Origin of the sequence: Paraburkholderia azotifigens (assembly GCF_007995085.1) — a bacterium.
Taxonomy (GTDB): Bacteria; Pseudomonadota; Gammaproteobacteria; order Burkholderiales; family Burkholderiaceae; genus Paraburkholderia; species Paraburkholderia azotifigens.
Map to the genome: position 1 here is coordinate 2,388,363 of NZ_VOQS01000005.1, position 16,872 is coordinate 2,405,234.

The window sequence follows — 16,872 nt, forward strand, 5'->3', positions numbered from 1 at the left end:
GACAGAATGGATGACAGGCTCACGGCAACAAGCGCGTCGGCGGCAGGCGCGACGCGCATGAATTATCGCTGGCACGTGCTGATCTGGCTGCTGCTCGGCGGGATCATCAACTACATGGATCGCGCGAGTCTTTCGATCGCGGCGCCCGGCATGATTCAGGATCTCGGCCTTACGCGCACGCAGATCGGCTTGCTCGGCACCGTGTTCGCGTGGACGTACGCGGTGATGCAGTTGCCCGCAGGCTGGATCATCGACCGTTTCGGCGCGAAGAAAGCGTATGCGATCGGGATGATCTGGTGGAGCGTCGCGACATGGCTGACGGGCGTGGTCGGCTCGATCTCCGGGCTGATCGTGATGCGCGTGCTGCTCGCGGTTGGCGAAGCGCCGTGCTGGCCGACATCCGCGAAAATCACGGCCGCGTGGTTTCCCGGCAAGGAGCGCGGCTTCGCGACGGGCGTGTGGGATTCGTCGTCGAAATGGGGACCGGCGCTCGCGCCGGCCGTGCTGGTTGCGTTGATGATCGCGTTCGGCTGGCGCTCGCTGTTTCATGTGACAGGTGCTGTCGGCATCGCGTTCGCCATTCTGTTTCTGTTCCTCTATCGAAACCCGGCGCAGAGCAAGCGGCTGTCGCGCGAAGAGTTCGCGTACATCGAAGCGGGCGGCGGCGGGCATGAGCATTCGCTCGCGACGTCGTCGATCAAATGGCGCTCGCTGTTCGGGCATCGCAGCGTGTGGGGCATGATTCTCGGCTACTTCTGCGCGATCTGGCTGTGGAATCTTTTCCTCGTGTTCCTGCCGCTCTATCTGCTCGACCGCTTTCATATTTCGCTTGCGCAGCTTGGCGTGTACGCGAGCATCCCGTGGTTCGGCGGTGCACTGGGCGAAATTCTGGCGGGCTGGATCGCGACGAAGCTGGTCGATCGTGGCGTGGCGTCGTCGATGGGCGCGAAGCGCGTCATCATCGTTTGCTGCTCGCTCGGCGCGGCTGTGTGCGCGATTGCGCTGCCGTTCACGCAGTCGATCGAGATGACGATCGTGCTGATGACAGTCGGACTCGCGTTCATTGCGGCGACGATCGGCAATGCGTGGGCGCTGGCGGCGGATATTGCACCGTCTTCGATGGTCGCGTCGGTCAGTGCGATCCAGAACTTCGGCGGCTATTTTGGCGGCGCGTTTTCGCCTGTGGCGGCCGGGTTCATTGTGGACCGCACGGGTTCGTACTCGCTTGCGTTTGTGATCGGCGGTGCGATTGCGGGGTGTGCTGCGGTGTTTTACTGGTTTATGGCGCGGCAGCGGGTGGTGGAGGCGGCGGAGCAAACGGCCCGCTGATGTCGAAGCCGGGCGCCGGTCGAGCGACGGGTGTGCGTTCATGTTGGACGCCCCTGTCGATGACGACGCATTATCTCCATCCATCGCGCGTTGCACGCATTTGAAACGCTGCAATTCTGCCTTTGCGGGTGCCTGCCTTTTTTGGGGTTTTTCGCTGGCATCCGCGATTTCGTATCGGTGCTGCATGCGTTGCCCCTGTGCGGGGCGGCACCTACTTTTCTTTGCAGCGGCAAAGAAAAGTAGGCAAAAGAAAGCCGCTCACACCGCCAGTTCTGGTCATTGCCTGCGGGCCCCCAACGGGTCCCGCACTCCGGGCGGCATCAACCTATTCAATGCCCGCTGCCAGCGCTCCTGGATTCGCATCCCCCACTTCACACCCCCGCGTCACGGACTCCGTTACCAGAAAGTCCACGGCCGCCCAGGTGGCAAACGGTGTGTAGGCCGTCGCGATCGACGTGCACCACTCCGGACTGAAAAGCGGGATCGGTGTCGTAGAAGCGCGAACGCGTAAGGTGCGACAAGCTACACACAGTTTGCCACCTGGGCGGCGCAGACCATTCGCTGCCGCTGGCTGCGCTACGGGAGACTGGAGAGGGGTATGCGCTTGGTTAGCAGGCTGGCAACGGGCGTGAAATAGCATGTTGCCGTCTGGAGTGCGGGACCCGTAGGGGCCCGCAGGCAAACACAAGAATTAGCGGGGTGAGCGGCTTTCTTTTGCCTACTTTTCTTTGCCGCTGCAAAGAAAAGTAGGTGCCGCCCCGCACAGGGGCGACGCTTGCAGCACCGCTAGGAAATCGCGGATGCCAGCGCAGCAAAAACCAAAAAACCAGAAAAACCAAAAATCGCGACTGCGTCGCAGACAAAAAACCTTATACCGCTGGCACGCGAATCCACCCCTCCATCAACACCCGCGCACTACGACTCATAACAGCCTTCTTCACAACCCATTCACCATCCACAAGAACGGCCTCAGCCCCAACCCGCAGAGTCCCGGAAGGATGCCCGAAGCGCACAGCTTTACGTTCTCCACCGCCGGCAGCAAGATTCACCAAAGTACCAGGAATAGCCGCAGCAGTACCAATAGCGACAGCAGCCGTGCCCATCATCGCATGATGAAGCTTCCCCATCGAAATAGCCCGCACGAGCAGATCAACATCACCGCCAGAAACAGCCTTGCCACTAGAAGCAACATAACCAGCAGGCGCAGCCACAAACGCGATCTTCGGCGTATGCTGCCGTTTCGCGATCTCATCGAGACTCTTGATCAGCCCCATCCTTAGCGCGCCATGCGCACGAATGGTTTCGAACTTCTTCAGAGCCGCGTCATCGCTGTTGATTGCGTCCTGCAACTCAGTACCCGTATAGCCAATCGCGTCGGCATTGACAAAGATAGTCGGAATTCCCGCATTGATCATCGTCGCCTTCAGCGTGCCGAAGCCGGGCACCTCAAGATCATCAACGAGATTCCCAGTCGGGAACATCGAACCCTCCGCGCCTTCTTCCTCGGCAGCAGGATCCATGAACTCGAGCTGCACTTCAGCAGCAGGAAACGTCACGCCATCGAGTTCGAAATCGCCCGTTTCCTGCACGGCGCCGTTGGTCATCGGCACGTGCGCAATGATCGTCTTGCCGATATTCGCCTGCCAGATGCGCACGACAGCGACACCGTTGTCAGGCACGCGTTCAGGGTCGATTAGCCCGCCGCTGATCGCAAACGGTCCCACGGCCGCCGACAGGTTGCCGCAATTGCCGCTCCAGTCGACGAACGGCTTGTCGATCGATACCTGACCGAACAGATAATCCACGTCGTGATCCGGCCTGCTGCTCTTCGCAACGATCACCGTCTTGCTGGTGCTCGACGTCGCGCCACCCATGCCGTCGATCTGCTTGCCATACGGATCGGGACTGCCGATCACGCGCAGCAGCAACGCATCGCGCGCGGCGCCAGGCACTTGCGCCGCTTCGGGCAAGTCCTTTAGCCGAAAGAACACGCCTTTGCTGGTACCGCCGCGCATGTAGGTCGCGGGTATCTTGATCTGAGGTGCGTGTGCCATGTGTTGTGATCCTGATGTGAGTAGGGCGGCACATCGCGCGCCGCCCACATGGAATGCATGAAAAGCGTCGGTCTTACGCCGCGGCCTTCGACGACTCCAGGAAGTCCTGCGCAAAGCGCTGCAGCACGCCGCCCGCTTCGTAGATCGAGACTTCCTCGGCCGTGTCGAGGCGGCACGTGACAGGCACGTCGACGCGCTCGCCGTTCTTTCGATGAATCACGAGCGTCAGGTCCGCGCGCGGCTTACGTTCGCCGATCACGTCGTACGTCTCCGTCCCGTCGATACCGAGTTCAAGCCGGTTCACGCCCGGTTTGAACTCGAGCGGCAGTACACCCATGCCGATCAGGTTGGTGCGGTGAATGCGCTCAAATCCTTCTGCCACGATCGCTTCGACACCCGCGAGCCGCACGCCCTTCGCGGCCCAATCGCGCGACGAACCCTGGCCATAGTCCGCGCCCGCGATGATGATAAGCGGCTGCTTTCGGTCCATGTACGTTTCGATCGCTTCCCACATGCGCGTGACCTTGCCTTCGGGCTCGATGCGCGCCAGCGATCCCTTTTTCAACTGACCGTCGACGACAGCCATTTCATTGATCAGCGTCGGATTCGCAAAGGTCGCGCGCTGCGCAGTGAGGTGATCGCCACGATGCGTTGCGTACGAATTGAAGTCCTCTTCGGGCAGGCCCATTTTCGTGAGGTACTCGCCCGCTGCGCTGTTCGCGAGAATCGCATTCGACGGCGACAGGTGATCGGTCGTAATGTTGTCGCCAAGCACGGCGAGTGGACGCATAGCCTTCAACGTACGTTCGCCCGCGAGCGCACCTTCCCAATACGGCGGACGGCGAATGTACGTGCTTTGCGCGCGCCAGTCGTAGAGCGGGCTGATCGGCTCGCCGCTCGCAGCCGTGACGGCAAACATCGGCTCGTAGACCTTGCGGAACTGCTCGGGCTTCACGCTTTGTTTGACGATCGCGTCAATCTCTTCGTCGCTCGGCCAGATGTCCTTTAGATAAACCGGCTTGCCATCGCGATCGTTGCCGAGCACATCGCGTTCGATATCGAAGCGGATCGTGCCCGCAATCGCATACGCGACCACCAGCGGCGGCGACGCGAGGAACGCCTGCTTCGCATACGGATGAATGCGGCCATCGAAGTTGCGATTGCCCGACAGCACCGCCGTCGCGTACAGATCGCGATCGACGATCTCCTGCTGGATCTTCGGATCGAGCGCGCCTGACATGCCGTTGCACGTCGTGCATGCAAACGCGACGATGCCGAAGCCGAGCTTCTCGAGGTCGGTCAGCAGGTTCGCTTCCTGCAAATACAGTTCGACGGCCTTCGATCCCGGCGCCAGCGACGACTTCACCCAGGGTTTGCGCGTCAGACCACGCGCATTCGCATTGCGCGCGAGCAAGGCCGCCGCGATCACGTTGCGGGGGTTGCTGGTATTCGTGCAGCTCGTGATCGCCGCGATGATGACGGCGCCATCGGGCATCTGTCCCGGCACGTCTTCCCATTTGCCTGCGATGCCGCGCTCGGCAAGGTCCGACGTGGGCAAGCGCTTGTGCGGATTCGACGGCCCCGCCATATTGCGCACGACGGTCGACAGATCGAACCTGAGTACGCGCTCATATTCCGCGTTCTTCAGCGAATCGGCCCACAAACCCGCCGTTTTTGCATACGTTTCGACGAGCTTCACTTGCGCATCGTCGCGACCCGTCAGGCGCAGATAGTCGATGGTCTGTTCGTCGATGAAAAACATCGCCGCCGTCGCGCCATATTCGGGCGCCATGTTGGAGATCGTCGCGCGATCGCCGAGCGTGAGGCTCGACGCGCCTTCGCCACGAAACTCCAGGTACGCGCCGACCACTTTCTCCTTGCGCAGGAATTCCGTGAGCGCGAGCACGATATCGGTGGCCGTGATGCCCGGCTGACGCTTGCCCGACAGTTCGACGCCGACGATATCCGGCAAACGCATCCACGACGCGCGGCCCAGCATCACGTTCTCCGCTTCCAGACCCCCGACGCCGACGGCGATCACGCCCAGCGCATCGACGTGCGGCGTGTGGCTGTCGGTGCCGACGAGCGTGTCGGGATACGCCACGCCATCGACGGCATGAATCACGGGCGACATCCGCTCCAGATTGATCTGATGCATGATGCCGTTGCCGGGCGGAATCACGTCGACGTTCTTGAACGCCTTCTTGGTCCAGTTGATGAAGTCGAAGCGATCTTCATTGCGCCGGTCTTCAATTGCGCGGTTCCTCGCGAACGCATCGGGATCGAATCCGCCGCACTCGACAGCCAGCGAGTGATCGACGATCAGCTGCACGGGCACGACGGGGTTCACCTTCGCGGGATCGCCACCCTGATCGGCGATCGCGTCGCGCAGGCCGGCGAGATCGACGAGCGCGGTCTGACCGAGAATGTCATGGCACACGACGCGCGCCGGAAACCACGGGAAATCCAGCTCACGCTTGCGCTCGACGATCTGCCGGAGTGCGGCGTCGAGCGTCGCGGGATCGCAGCGGCGCACGAGGTTCTCCGCGTGCACGCGCGACGTGTACGGCAGCGCGTCATATGCGCCGGGCTGGATCGCGTCGACGGCGGCGCGTGTGTCGAAGTAGTCCAGCGAAGTGCCGGGCAGTGATTTGCGGTATGCAGTATTCATGGCGTGGGGACACATGCGGTAATAATCGGGAGCGGCCTTGCGTACAGGGCCACGGCGTCACGCCGTATTCTCCCGTCCGTGCGGGTGGATCGCGTTCGTGCGCTTTCCGCGAAGTTTAGCGCGTCAATGGGCGGGCGGTGCAGCAACGCTCGTTCGGCAAAAAGCAGCCCCGGCTCGCGGGTATCGACAAGCCAGGGCCCAACTTCGATGCGGCTCTCACATCCGCAATCGATAAAACGGCTCGTCGGATCAGGCGCGCTTCGTGAGCGGCACGAACGGAAGATTCTCCGGTCCCGTGTAGTTCGCGCTCGGCCGGATGATCTTGTTGTCGATGCGTTGCTCGATGATGTGCGCGGCCCAGCCCGAGGTGCGCGAGATCACGAACAGCGGCGTAAACATGGCCGTGGGCACGCCCATCATGTGGTACGACACGGCGCTGAACCAGTCCAGGTTCGGGAACATCTTCTTGACGTCGTCCATCACGCTTTCGAGCCGTTCGGCGATGTCGAACAGCTTCATGTTCGACTGCTCTTTCGACAGCTTCTTCGCAACTTCCTTGATGACCTTGTTGCGCGGATCGGAGATCGTGTAGACGGGGTGGCCGAAGCCGATCACCACTTCCTTGTTCTCGACGCGGCGGCGGATGTCGGCTTCCGCTTCGTCGGGCGTCTGGTAGCGCGACTGGATCTCGAACGCGACTTCGTTCGCGCCGCCGTGCTTCGGCCCGCGCAGCGCGCCGATCGCGCCCGTGATGGCCGAATACATGTCGGAACCCGTGCCCGCGATCACGCGGCCCGTGAAGGTCGACGCATTGAATTCGTGCTCGGCATACAGGTTGAGCGACACGTGCATCGCATCGACCCACGATTTCGGCGGCTCGACGCCATGCAGCAGATGCAGGAAGTGGCCGCCGATCGAGTCGTCGTCGGTTTCGACTTCGATGCGTTTGCCGTTGTGCGAGTAGTGATACCAGTACAGCAGCATCGAGCCGAGCGACGCCATCAGCTTGTCGGCGATATCGCGCGCGCCCGGCAGGTTGTGATCGTCTTTCTCCGGCAGCACCGTGCCCAGCACGGACACGCCCGTGCGCATCACGTCCATCGGATGCGCGGCGGCAGGAATCCATTCGAGCGCCGCCTTCACGTTGGCAGGCAGGCCGCGCAGCGCTTTCAGCTTCGTCTTGTAAGCGGCCAGTTCGGCGGCGTTCGGCAGCTTGCCGTGCACGAGCAGATACGCGACTTCCTCGAATTCGCAGGCGCCCGCGATATCGAGAATGTCGTAGCCGCGGTAGTGCAGGTCGTTGCCCGTCTTGCCGACCGTGCACAGGGCGGTGTTGCCCGCCGTCACGCCCGACAGGGCCACGGATTTCTTCGGCTTGAATGCGCCCGCGTTCGTCGTGCCGTTGTCTGCTTCGCTCATGTGTCTTCCTCCAGATTCGAGATTCGATTGATTACTTGCTGGCCGCGAACAGCGCGTCGAGCTTGTCCTCGTACGCGTGATAGCCAAGATATCTGTAGAGATCTTCGCGCGTCTGCATTGTCGGTACGGCGGCCTTTTGCGTACCGTCGCGCAGCACGGTCTCGTAGAAATTGAGCGCAGCGGCATTCATCGCGCGATACGCGCCGCAGCAATACAGCGCGATATCGACGTTCGCCTCGCGCAGCTCGGTCGTCGTGAAGAACGGCGTCGTGCCGAACTCAGTCAGGTTCGCGAGGATCGGCACCTTCACGGCGGCCTTGAAGCGGCGATAGTCGTCGAGCGTGCGCATCGCTTCCGGAAAGATCATGTCCGCGCCCGCTTCGACGTAGGCAACGGCGCGCTCGATCGCTTCGTCGAGTCCTTCGGCGGCGGCCGCGTCGGTGCGGGCCATGATGACGAACTGGTCGTCGGTGCGCGCGTCGACGGCGGCTTTCACGCGGTCCACCATCTCTTGCGTCGCGACGACTTCCTTGTTCGGACGATGGCCGCAGCGCTTCTGCCCGACCTGGTCTTCAAGGTGAACGGCAGCGACGCCTGCCTTGATGAAGGAGCGGACCGTGCGCGCGATGTTGAAGGCGCCGCCCCAGCCGGTGTCGATATCGACGAGCAGCGGCAGGTTGGTGGCGTCGGTGATGCGGCGCGCGTCCGTCAGCACGTCGTCCATCGTGCTGATGCCGAGGTCGGGGATGCCGAGCGAGTTCGCGGCGACGCCGCCGCCCGACAGATAGACGGCCTTGAAGCCGACGGCTTCGGCCATTTTCGCGGCGTAGGCGGTGATCGCGCCGACGACCTGCAGCGGTTGTCCTTCGGCGACGGCCTGGCGGAATGCGGCGCCGGCGCTGGTGGGTTGTCTGGTTGAGTTCACTGTGAGGCTCCGTGGATTTGCGGGCCTGTATCTGCAAGTGGCGTGCCAAGCATGCCAATGTCGCTAAGTCTCTGATTTTGCGTAACCTGCGCGTCGCGCGGGGTGGGTCGAGGTTTCATAAATGAAATCGACGGTTTCTGTTATGAAATTCCGCGCGCATAATGGAAAGCCGCCCTGGATCTCAACCGGACCGCCTCGATGAGCACGCCTTCCACTATTTCGACCCCACGCCCGCGCATCTGGGCAATGGGCATCAGCCGCTTGCGCGATCTGTTTGTCGATATCGCCAGCGAATATGGGGGGCGTGCGGACCTGCGCGTGGTCGCTCGCGGGTTCGACGACGCCGTGCAGGAGATCGAGGCGGCGGGCGCGGAACTCCCCGATGTGATCGTCGCGGGCGGCTCGAATGGCGCGTATCTGAAGACGCGCGTCAACGTGCCCGTCGTCGTGATCACGCCGACCGGTTTCGACGTGATGCAGGCGCTGGCACGCGCGCGGCGCGATGGCGATTCGGTGGCGCTCGTCACGCACGGCGACACGCCCGATGAGGTAAAGCGCTTTGCGGCCGCGTATGGCATCGACGTGATCTTCGCGTCATATCGATCGACGGAAGACGCGGAGGATTGCGTGCGCGACCTGCGCGAGCGCGGCGTCGACGCCGTTGTCGGTCCGGGGCACGTCACCGACCTGGCCGAGCGCGCGGGCATGGGCGCCGTTTTTCTGTATTCGCGCGCGTCGGTGCGCAGCGCTTTCGACACGGCGCTCGAAGTCGCGCAGGCCACGCGTGCCGAAGGTGTGCGCCGTCAACGCCTCGACAATCTGCTGCAGCACTTGCGCGATGGCGTCGTTGCACTGGATGCGCAAGGGCGCGTCGAAGCAATCAACCAGCGTCTCGCGGGCGTGCTGGGCATCGATGCCGCGACTGCGGCGGGCGTGCCCTTGCAGCAGCTCGCGCCGGATATCGCAGGCGCGCTGCCCGATAGCGACGTCGACACGCTCGTGTCCGTGCGCGGCACGAGCTATCTCGTGCATCGCGGGCCGCTGGCGGGCACGGGGCCGTCCGCGGGCACCGTGCTGACGTTTCAGGAGTCGCGCGCCGTCGAACGGCTCGACCGCACGCTGCGTTCGCGTCAGCGCGCGCAGCAGTTCACGGCGCGCTACGAACTCGATGATCTCGTCGGCGAATGTCCGTCGATCGAGCGCGTGCGCACGCTCGTGCGCCGTTATGCGAAGTCCGACGCGACCGTGCTGATACTCGGCGAAAGCGGCACCGGCAAGGAAATGGTCGCGCAGAGCATGCATCAGCTGAGCGCGCGCCGCGACTTCGCGTTTGTCGCGATCAATTGCGGCGCGTTTCCGGAAGCCTTGCTCGAAAGCGAGCTGTTCGGTTACGAGGAGGGCGCGTTTACGGGCGCGCGCAAGGGCGGCAAGGCGGGTCTGATCGAAGCGGCGCATCGCGGCACGCTTTTCCTCGACGAGATCGGCGAGATGCCGCTGCCGCTGCAAAGCCGGCTGCTGCGCGTGTTGCAGGAGCGCGAAGTGGTGCGGCTCGGGTCGACGGAGCCGACGCGCGTCGATATCCGCGTGGTCGCTGCAACTCATCGCGGGCTGACGGAAGGCATCGAGGACGGCACGTTTCGCGCGGACCTTTATTACCGGCTGAACATTCTGAGCATTGCGCTGCCGCCGTTGCGCGAGCGCACGGCCGACGTGCTGCCGCTCGCCGCAGAACTGCTGCTGCAGGCCGCCGCGCGCGAACCGAGACTCGCCACGCGTGTCGCCGATCTGCCGGCGGCGGCGCGCGTGCTCGCGCAGATCGGCGAGCCATTGCGCGGCTATGCGTGGCCGGGCAATGTGCGCGAATTGCAGAACGTGATAGAACGGATTGCCGTCGAGCTTGCTGACTCGGACGGCAGTGCGGATAACGCGTTCACGCGCGAGATGCTCGATGTCGTCGCGCCCGAACTGTCCACGTCGATCGGACGGCAGAAGAAGGGCGAGTTGACGTTGCGCGAACGCAGCCGCCACGTCGAAGCCGATGAAATCCGCGCGATGCTGGCGGCCTGCGGCGGCGATCGCGATGCCGCGTGCAGGGCGCTCGGCATCAGCAAGACGACCTTGTGGCGCAAGCTCAATGCGACTTCATAACGGCGCAACGAGCGCCACGCTTACACGCCGGCGAACGCTGTGACGAACAGCCCGACGGAGACGACTGCCATGCCGATTGTGAGCTTCAGCAGCCAGCGTTTCTTCGTGAGCAGCGTAATGGCCGCGAGCGCGATGGAAATCTGGATCAGCGTGGTCGCCTGCGCCCAGCGATGATGCTGATGCTGTAACGACTCGCTGACTTCATTGTCCTGCTTCACCTGTTTTTCGAGCGCCTCCGCCTGCTGACGGATCGGCTCTTTCTCGGTCTTGTAGCGCTGCGTATCGGTGACGAACTTCGCATGCGCCGCGGACGCGGGATCCGTCAACGCCGCGCCCAGTTCCGCGAGGTTCTGCTTTTCGCCCTTGGCCTGGTAATAGGCCCATTGGTTCGCGGCTTCCGTCTTGAGGATCGCAGCTTCGTTCTTATAGAAGAGCGCAAGGTTTTCATTGGCGCCGCTCTGATAAGCGGCAATCGCGCCGACGCTCGCCAGAATGGCCGTCATGACGGCGAGGCGCGAAGCGCTGTTGTCGCCGCCGTGAGCGCCTGCATGCTCGACGGCGTGATCGTGCGGGCCGTGGACTTCGTATTCGTCGGACATCGGGATTCGTATGGTTTAAAGCCGGAAAGCCGCCAGCATACCGCAGCACGCGACGGGCAAAAACCCGGCAAAAAGGCGCTGTTGTTTCTTGTCGAATCCGGCGCGCGCCGCGTCGTTCAGCATTGCATCCGGCGCTGCGCGCGATACTCGCTCGGCGACGTCTTCATATGCCGGCGAAAGCTGCGCGCGAGATGGTCGCCACTCGTCAAACCTGCGCGCTTGGCTACCTTGTCGACGGGCAGATCGGTCTCGATCAGCAGATTGCAGACAACCTGCAAACGTGCATGCATCAGATAGTCGGAGGGGGTCATGCCGAGTTCGCTTCTGAAGTGGCGCAGCAGGCTGCGCTCGCTCATCGCGGCGACCTGCGCAGCGTCTTCGATCGTGATCTGGCGGCGGCAATTGTCCTGCAGCCAGTGAGCGGCCGCGCGCACCTTCTCGGCGGGCGTGCTGCCGACGATATCCTCGAAGATCGCGTTGAGCATGTCGCGCGAACAGATCGACAGGCGTTCGGCAACGCGCCGCGCCATGCCGTCTCCCATATCGCGGCGGATCAGTTTGAGCGCACCCGTCAGGGCGTCGTTGAGACTTTGGACCTTCGTCTTGCATTCTGCGGAATGGTGCGCCGCACGTGTTTGCGACTCGGGCGTCCGTTCATCGGGCGCGCGGTACGTATGGCCATCGAGTCCCGGCGGCAGCGCGCCCACGAGCCGCACGTCGCCCGCTTTCGAGCGCGCGCGGTTGATCCACGCAACGAGCGGCGCCGAGCGCGAATCGATGCACGCGTCGGCGCCGACGATCGCAAAGATCGCGTCGAATTCATGCTCCGCGTGTACATCGAATGCTTCTGCGGAGAGAAGCAGTGCGGCGGAACTGGCGACATACCCATCGTGATCGGAGAGTGTGGCGATCCGATATGTCCATTGAACCGGGCCGCGAGTCGAGAGCTCGCTCGCGAGTTCCAGCGTATTGGCGATGACGCTCGCGCTCATCAGATCGAAGCCGTCGAACAGCACGATCGCGACGTGCCGCAATCGACGGGGAATGACGTCTGTGCCTTCCGATTCTTTCGTGTCGAGTCTTTGAGGCGCACGCGTGGACATCATGTTCTTCCCCAACCTGAATGAACTGGATCAATACTGCGAAGACCCGGCGTCGTCACGTGACCCGTCACGCGCGCAGTTGCTCCAGTTCGCCCGTCAGCCTCTCATGCTGCCTCGCCGAATCGACGGGCGGATGTGGGCAAGCGCACGCAGCGCGACGCCTTTTCAATGTAGTGCGGTCTTCCTGGGCAGTCTCCTTTCTTCGACGCACACAATGGACAGGCGGTCTGCACGCGCATTCTGCAGATCACCCGCTGACAATTGACTGACGTCCCTCAGGCATCACGCGACACGGCGCCGTTCTGCTGTGTTGCGATGATCTCGCCGAGCATCGCGCGATAGGTGGAGTGACAGCGCTCTGCTGCATGAAAGATCTCGTCTAAAGCGGCACGGGCGGAAGCCGCATCGTGTTGGCGCTTCGTGTCGGACAGCGTGAGAATCGTGCGCATCGCATCGCGTTGCTGATCCAGCAGCAGTTGCAGCGCGCTGCCGAAGCTGTCCTGTTCATGGGCTGCAGGTTTCATGTCGGATCCGTTGGGGAATGCTGTGTTCGTCGGTTACGGCGCGTGCCTGATGAAAAAACGAATAGCGGACAGATCTTGTTCCCACGCTCACATCGATGATTCGTTGCGCTGCCAGTCGTGCAACGACAGGCTTTCCGCGATACCGTCTCCGTCGAAAACGGTCTGTGCGATCTTCAGATAGCGCTCGGCCGTGTCGCGCAACGTATAGCCGTCCAGTGCGCGATGCGAGCGAGGCGCATGCAGTGCGTCGAGCAACGCGCGCGCATAGGTCGAAGGATTCATCGTATCGACGAGCGACACGCCGGCGAAATCGCGCGCGAATTCGAAGGCCGCGATCCGGCTCGCCACTACGGGAATACCCGACGCGAGTGCTTCGAGGAAGCCGATGCTGTGCGCCTCCATATGAGAGGGCATGGCGAACACATGCGAGGTCTGCAGAATGCTGGCGACATTCGATACGGGGCCGCACAGTGTGACCCGATCGGCCAGATTCAAACGGTGCACGAGATTCATGGCCATATCGTGATAGGCCAGACTTTCGACCACGCCATAAAAGACCAGACGCGCGTCGGGCTCGTGCTGCAGGACGATTTCGAACGCGTGAATAGTTTCGAGGTGGCCTTTGTCGACGACATAGCGGCCCAGTTGCACGATTTGCCGTGAAGTACTGGAGACGTCGAAGGCGGGCGCAGGCGCGGCGTTCTCGAAGCGGGGCAGGTCGACGCCATTGGGAATCACCGTCACGCACGGATGCGGGCCGACTTCGCGCAGATAATCGCGCGTGTTTTGCGGCGACACGCCGACGACGACCTTTGCGCGGTGCGACAGCATTCGCTCGGCCCATTTCAGCTTGGGATTGGCGAAGTCGTTGGAGCCCGAATGCATCACATAGACGACGGGCGCAACGCCGGGCAGAAGCCGTACGTAGAGCGCGGCGAGCGTGGCGTGCGCGATGATGATGTCGGGCCGGAAGCGCCGTATGCAACGCCAGAGATGCTTGAGGCGTCCCACCCTCCCAAGCGGCGCATCGGGAAAGTCGCACTGTACGCCTGCAGCCGCGAGTTCGCCGCGGCTATGATCGAAGTCCGCCAGCTGCGGTTGCATCGACGTGATGCAGACATCGTGGCCACTCTCCCTGTGCTGGATCGCGAGACCCTTTGCGAGGATCTCCGCACCCGACAACCGTGGCGCATAAACAACCTGTAGTATCCGCACGTATCACCATTCCGAATGTGGCTTGTACTTGGAGAACGGCTCGCTGAACCGTGGAACTCTTTTTCTTGTAGCGTACGGTGCTTCGTTCGATCGTCGTTCGCTGCGATCGACTTATGTTGATATACCATACACAACCGGTTCAATGCGATTCGGTCAAGCACTAGTCGTTGCTGGACACGCACATTCTCTCCAGATCTGAAATAACCGTAATCTTCATTTGAATAGAATTTCGGTCGATCTATTGAACGAGACGTTCGAGCCAGAGCGATTCCGAGTAAACGGCCGGTAGCGGAAAAACTTCCATGGGAGTGGCTGGCAGTTCTTTTCTGTCAAACACATAACGCGCGAGCGCGGACTTACCGGCAGAGAAGAATGTGTTGGTCAACGGTACGTCGGTACGTTCGTAGAAGAAGAGCGCCGCGCTGTTTGCGTCGTGAAGAACGGCCGGCGTGGCGTCCTGCCACCGGATATCGCGCAGGTATGCGAGTAAAACCGGCGCGGACATGGGGCGAGCGAGATTCCATTTCCACACATCCACGCCACCCGGTTCGGCAAAATGCGGCACCGCAATGACAATCGACATGTCCGTGCCGGCGTCGCTCGCGAAGCGCGTCGAGTCACGCTTGAATTGCGAGGAAAGAAGAAGCGGTGCTCCAGTATTCCAGCCGCCATTGTCAAGGAAGAATGGCGTCACCGATATACGGCGTTTGTCGTCGGTCGATTGAATCGCAATAAAGGGGGCGAATGCTTTTCGCTCGCTTCTCAACGACAGAAGTTGCACCCCTGATTTAAAGCGCGCGGAGTCGAGCACTTTTGTCTGCTCAATATGTCCCGCGCGATTCGCACCTACCGTCCATAGCTCGACGGTCTTGTCCGGTCTTTGCATTGCAACCAGTACTTTTTCGTTCGGGGATTCCCTGGTCGAATAGGCAATGTACTGCTGCGCCCGGTCAGCGGGTATTCTTTCATCGCTCTGAAACCATAGCGTGGGCGCGAGAAAACGGTTGCCGTTGCTCTTCAATAGCCAGAACGCGGAGCCGCCTTTTCGCGGCGTAACGACCATCAAGTCGGCGCGGCCGTCGCCGTTGAAGTCGCCGACCAGATAGCGCGCACTGTCGAAGCACAAAGTCTCGGCATTGCACGTCGGCTGCGTCGCGCGGCTGTCGAAGTGAATTGCATTCGCATACCAGTTCTCAGGCTCGTCGGGTTTGCTCAATATCGAAGTCTGAACAAGGACGTCGAAGCCGGGCCCGTCGGGACGTCTTTGAATGTAGATGGCCGAGGGCGTCCCTTGTCCCGCTACATCGCCGTACATCGCGCCCGCGAGGCGAAGGTCGGTGGACCAGCTCGGACGCGCCGCGGACCATCGATAACGGGTCGTCAATGAAGCGCATCCGCGGATATGAAGCCGGTTGTTCTCTTCGCCAAGGCATCGCCGGGAAGGGGTAAATATCAGGCCAAAATCCCAGGGCGTCCAACGTTGTGATGCATTCCATTCTTCACACGGTTCTTCTGCGAGCGTGCCGTCGTGTTCGCCTACGCATAGCCCCGTTGAAGCGGACACGAGTGCCGCGTTGTGCGCATTGCCCGGATAGGCAGGACGCGGTAACCATGTCCACTGCTGGGCGGTCATATCGTCGCAAGGAGCGAGTGCAGGCTGGTGTCCGGCGCCGCGCGAAGTGAGGCATTGATTGGCCCCTGTGTTGAACAGAACCGAAGGCAGCGCGACGAAGTCCTGCTGTTTGTGGAGCGTCGTATCGTTGCGAACGTAATTGCGCAATATCCAGTTCCCGTCCCATTGGTATTCGCCGAATACATGCGCGAAGTCGTTTCCGTCGACAGAGAAATAGCTCGCCGCTACGTCGCGCTTACGTTGCGCTTCGTCGCCGAACAGCGTCGCCGGCCAGGTGCCCGTCGGATACGTGACGTAGTAGCCGATGGGAAGGGATCGCCCCAGCGTTTGCGCGACGTGGCGTGTGATGCGGGCAGCGTAGATGTGATCGGGGTGCTCGATGAACGGAACCGTGTCCGGGTTGAGTGTCGCGATGCGCGTGGCGTCTTGCAGGATCGTCCTCAATACGGCCGAGAGCGAGTCGCGCGTGTAGCGCGCGGCCGGAAGTTCTCCGCCGCCCATCGGGTACGTGGTCAGCGCTGCGCCCTGATCCCATAGCAATGCGAGCGGCACGCGGCCGCCGCGAACCGCGCCACCGGGCAGTCGAAGCTCGAGTAGCCGCACGCGCGGTTGCGCTTTCAATATGAGTTGAAAAACAGGCTTTCCCGCGATTCGTATGGTCGACTCATCCCACGAATTCGACACACCGGCGGCGCGCGCATAGGCGAGACGCGAGGCTTCTTCACGCTTCTGCACATACGCGAAGTTCGCGCCGTTGGCGCCGCCGATCAGATGAACCGTCGTGACACACCATCCGGCGCGTAAATGTTCGCTGATGGCGGGCTCGATGAACAGCAGATCGTCGTCGAGATGCGCGACGACCGTGACCAGCGTGCCGGCGCTGCAATCGGCAGTCGATGCACGCGCAGTCGCGACGAAAACGGAGACCAGGCAGAGAAGAAAAAGGACAACGCGTGACAGCCGGAAAAGTGGCGACGTATTCATATGATTGCGATCGTCCCTGTTCTTCTTGGTATTGTTCCCGAGAGCCGTCATAGACGGGATGAAGTAGCCTCGCCTTGTTTACCCGCAACATCGAAGGGCCTGCTCTGCTTACGTTTTTGAAAGAACGGTCTTTTATGAGGGAATGAAATGAATGCGAATACATCGCAAACCCGCATATGAAGATCAGTCTATCTTTGTGAGCCACTTTTTAATAGCGAGTAGTGTGCACGTATTAAGCGATGATTGTATTGTTCCGAACAGCCATTAA

11 protein-coding genes are annotated in these 16,872 nt (G+C 61.8%); 2 read left to right on the forward strand and 9 right to left on the reverse strand.

Going from position 1 to position 16,872, the window contains the following annotated elements:
* The first annotated feature begins 6 nt into the window (after positions 1-6).
* Positions 7-1,329 carry an MFS transporter gene (locus FRZ40_RS42785; protein WP_147238309.1) on the forward strand — a complete coding sequence of 441 codons (1,323 nt, stop codon included), beginning with the start codon at positions 7-9 and terminating at the stop codon, positions 1,327-1,329.
* 869 nt (positions 1,330-2,198) lie between these two features.
* On the opposite strand, the gene prpF is transcribed toward FRZ40_RS42785, so the two are convergent.
* The 4 genes from prpF to prpB all read right to left on the reverse strand — a co-directional run bounded on the left by prpF (position 2,199) and on the right by prpB (position 8,398).
* On the reverse strand, positions 2,199-3,383 hold the full coding sequence (gene prpF, locus FRZ40_RS42790; protein ID WP_147238582.1) for a 2-methylaconitate cis-trans isomerase PrpF: 1,185 nt from the start codon (positions 3,381-3,383) through the stop codon (positions 2,199-2,201).
* A 73-nt stretch (positions 3,384-3,456) separates the two neighbouring features.
* On the reverse strand, positions 3,457-6,054 hold the full coding sequence (gene acnD / locus FRZ40_RS42795; RefSeq protein WP_028365384.1) for a Fe/S-dependent 2-methylisocitrate dehydratase AcnD: 2,598 nt from the start codon (positions 6,052-6,054) through the stop codon (positions 3,457-3,459).
* 249 nt (positions 6,055-6,303) lie between these two features.
* A complete protein-coding gene (gene prpC / locus FRZ40_RS42800; protein ID WP_147238310.1) occupies positions 6,304-7,473 on the reverse strand; it encodes a bifunctional 2-methylcitrate synthase/citrate synthase in 1,170 nt (389 codons plus the stop codon).
* Positions 7,474-7,504: 31 nt separating this feature from the next.
* The gene (prpB, locus tag FRZ40_RS42805) at positions 7,505-8,398 is read right to left on the reverse strand and encodes a methylisocitrate lyase (RefSeq protein ID WP_028369457.1); all 894 of its coding nucleotides are present in this window, start codon (positions 8,396-8,398) and stop codon (positions 7,505-7,507) included.
* Between the two features lie 198 nt (positions 8,399-8,596).
* On the opposite strand from prpB, the gene prpR reads away from it, so the two are divergent.
* Positions 8,597-10,546, forward strand: a complete 1,950-nt coding sequence (gene prpR / locus FRZ40_RS42810; RefSeq protein ID WP_147238311.1) for a propionate catabolism operon regulatory protein PrpR — start codon at positions 8,597-8,599, stop codon at positions 10,544-10,546.
* Positions 10,547-10,566: 20 nt separating this feature from the next.
* On the opposite strand, the gene FRZ40_RS42815 is transcribed toward prpR, so the two are convergent.
* The 5 genes from FRZ40_RS42815 to FRZ40_RS42835 form a co-directional block, all read right to left on the reverse strand.
* A complete protein-coding gene (locus FRZ40_RS42815) occupies positions 10,567-11,145 on the reverse strand; it encodes a DUF4337 domain-containing protein (RefSeq protein ID WP_147238312.1) in 579 nt (192 codons plus the stop codon).
* A gap of 116 nt (positions 11,146-11,261) precedes the next feature.
* Positions 11,262-12,251 (reverse strand): helix-turn-helix domain-containing protein, encoded by a 990-nt coding sequence (locus FRZ40_RS42820; protein WP_240057511.1) that lies wholly within the window; start codon positions 12,249-12,251, stop codon positions 11,262-11,264.
* A 272-nt stretch (positions 12,252-12,523) separates the two neighbouring features.
* Positions 12,524-12,772 carry a hypothetical protein gene (locus FRZ40_RS42825; protein ID WP_028369453.1) on the reverse strand — a complete coding sequence of 83 codons (249 nt, stop codon included), beginning with the start codon at positions 12,770-12,772 and terminating at the stop codon, positions 12,524-12,526.
* A gap of 87 nt (positions 12,773-12,859) precedes the next feature.
* Positions 12,860-13,987 (reverse strand): glycosyltransferase, encoded by a 1,128-nt coding sequence (locus FRZ40_RS42830; RefSeq protein ID WP_147238313.1) that lies wholly within the window; start codon positions 13,985-13,987, stop codon positions 12,860-12,862.
* A gap of 238 nt (positions 13,988-14,225) precedes the next feature.
* Positions 14,226-16,655, reverse strand: a complete 2,430-nt coding sequence (locus tag FRZ40_RS42835) for a PIG-L family deacetylase (protein WP_420873925.1) — start codon at positions 16,653-16,655, stop codon at positions 14,226-14,228.
* Positions 16,656-16,872 lie beyond the last annotated feature (217 nt).

What these genes read in the sequence shown, in the direction of transcription:
- prpC (WP_147238310.1), bottom strand. Translation starts at nt 7,473, where the DNA reads ATGAGCGAAGCAGACAACGGCACGACGAACGCGGGCGCATTCAAGCCG.
- FRZ40_RS42815 (WP_147238312.1), bottom strand. Translation starts at nt 11,145, where the DNA reads ATGTCCGACGAATACGAAGTCCACGGCCCGCACGATCACGCCGTCGAG.
- FRZ40_RS42825 (WP_028369453.1), bottom strand. Translation starts at nt 12,772, where the DNA reads ATGAAACCTGCAGCCCATGAACAGGACAGCTTCGGCAGCGCGCTGCAA.
- prpF (WP_147238582.1), bottom strand. Translation starts at nt 3,383, where the DNA reads ATGGCACACGCACCTCAGATCAAGATACCCGCGACCTACATGCGCGGC.
- FRZ40_RS42785 (WP_147238309.1), top strand. Translation starts at nt 7, where the DNA reads ATGGATGACAGGCTCACGGCAACAAGCGCGTCGGCGGCAGGCGCGACG.
- FRZ40_RS42820 (WP_240057511.1), bottom strand. Translation starts at nt 12,251, where the DNA reads ATGATGTCCACGCGTGCGCCTCAAAGACTCGACACGAAAGAATCGGAA.
- acnD (WP_028365384.1), bottom strand. Translation starts at nt 6,054, where the DNA reads ATGAATACTGCATACCGCAAATCACTGCCCGGCACTTCGCTGGACTAC.
- prpR (WP_147238311.1), top strand. Translation starts at nt 8,597, where the DNA reads ATGAGCACGCCTTCCACTATTTCGACCCCACGCCCGCGCATCTGGGCA.
- FRZ40_RS42835 (WP_420873925.1), bottom strand. Translation starts at nt 16,655, where the DNA reads ATGACGGCTCTCGGGAACAATACCAAGAAGAACAGGGACGATCGCAAT.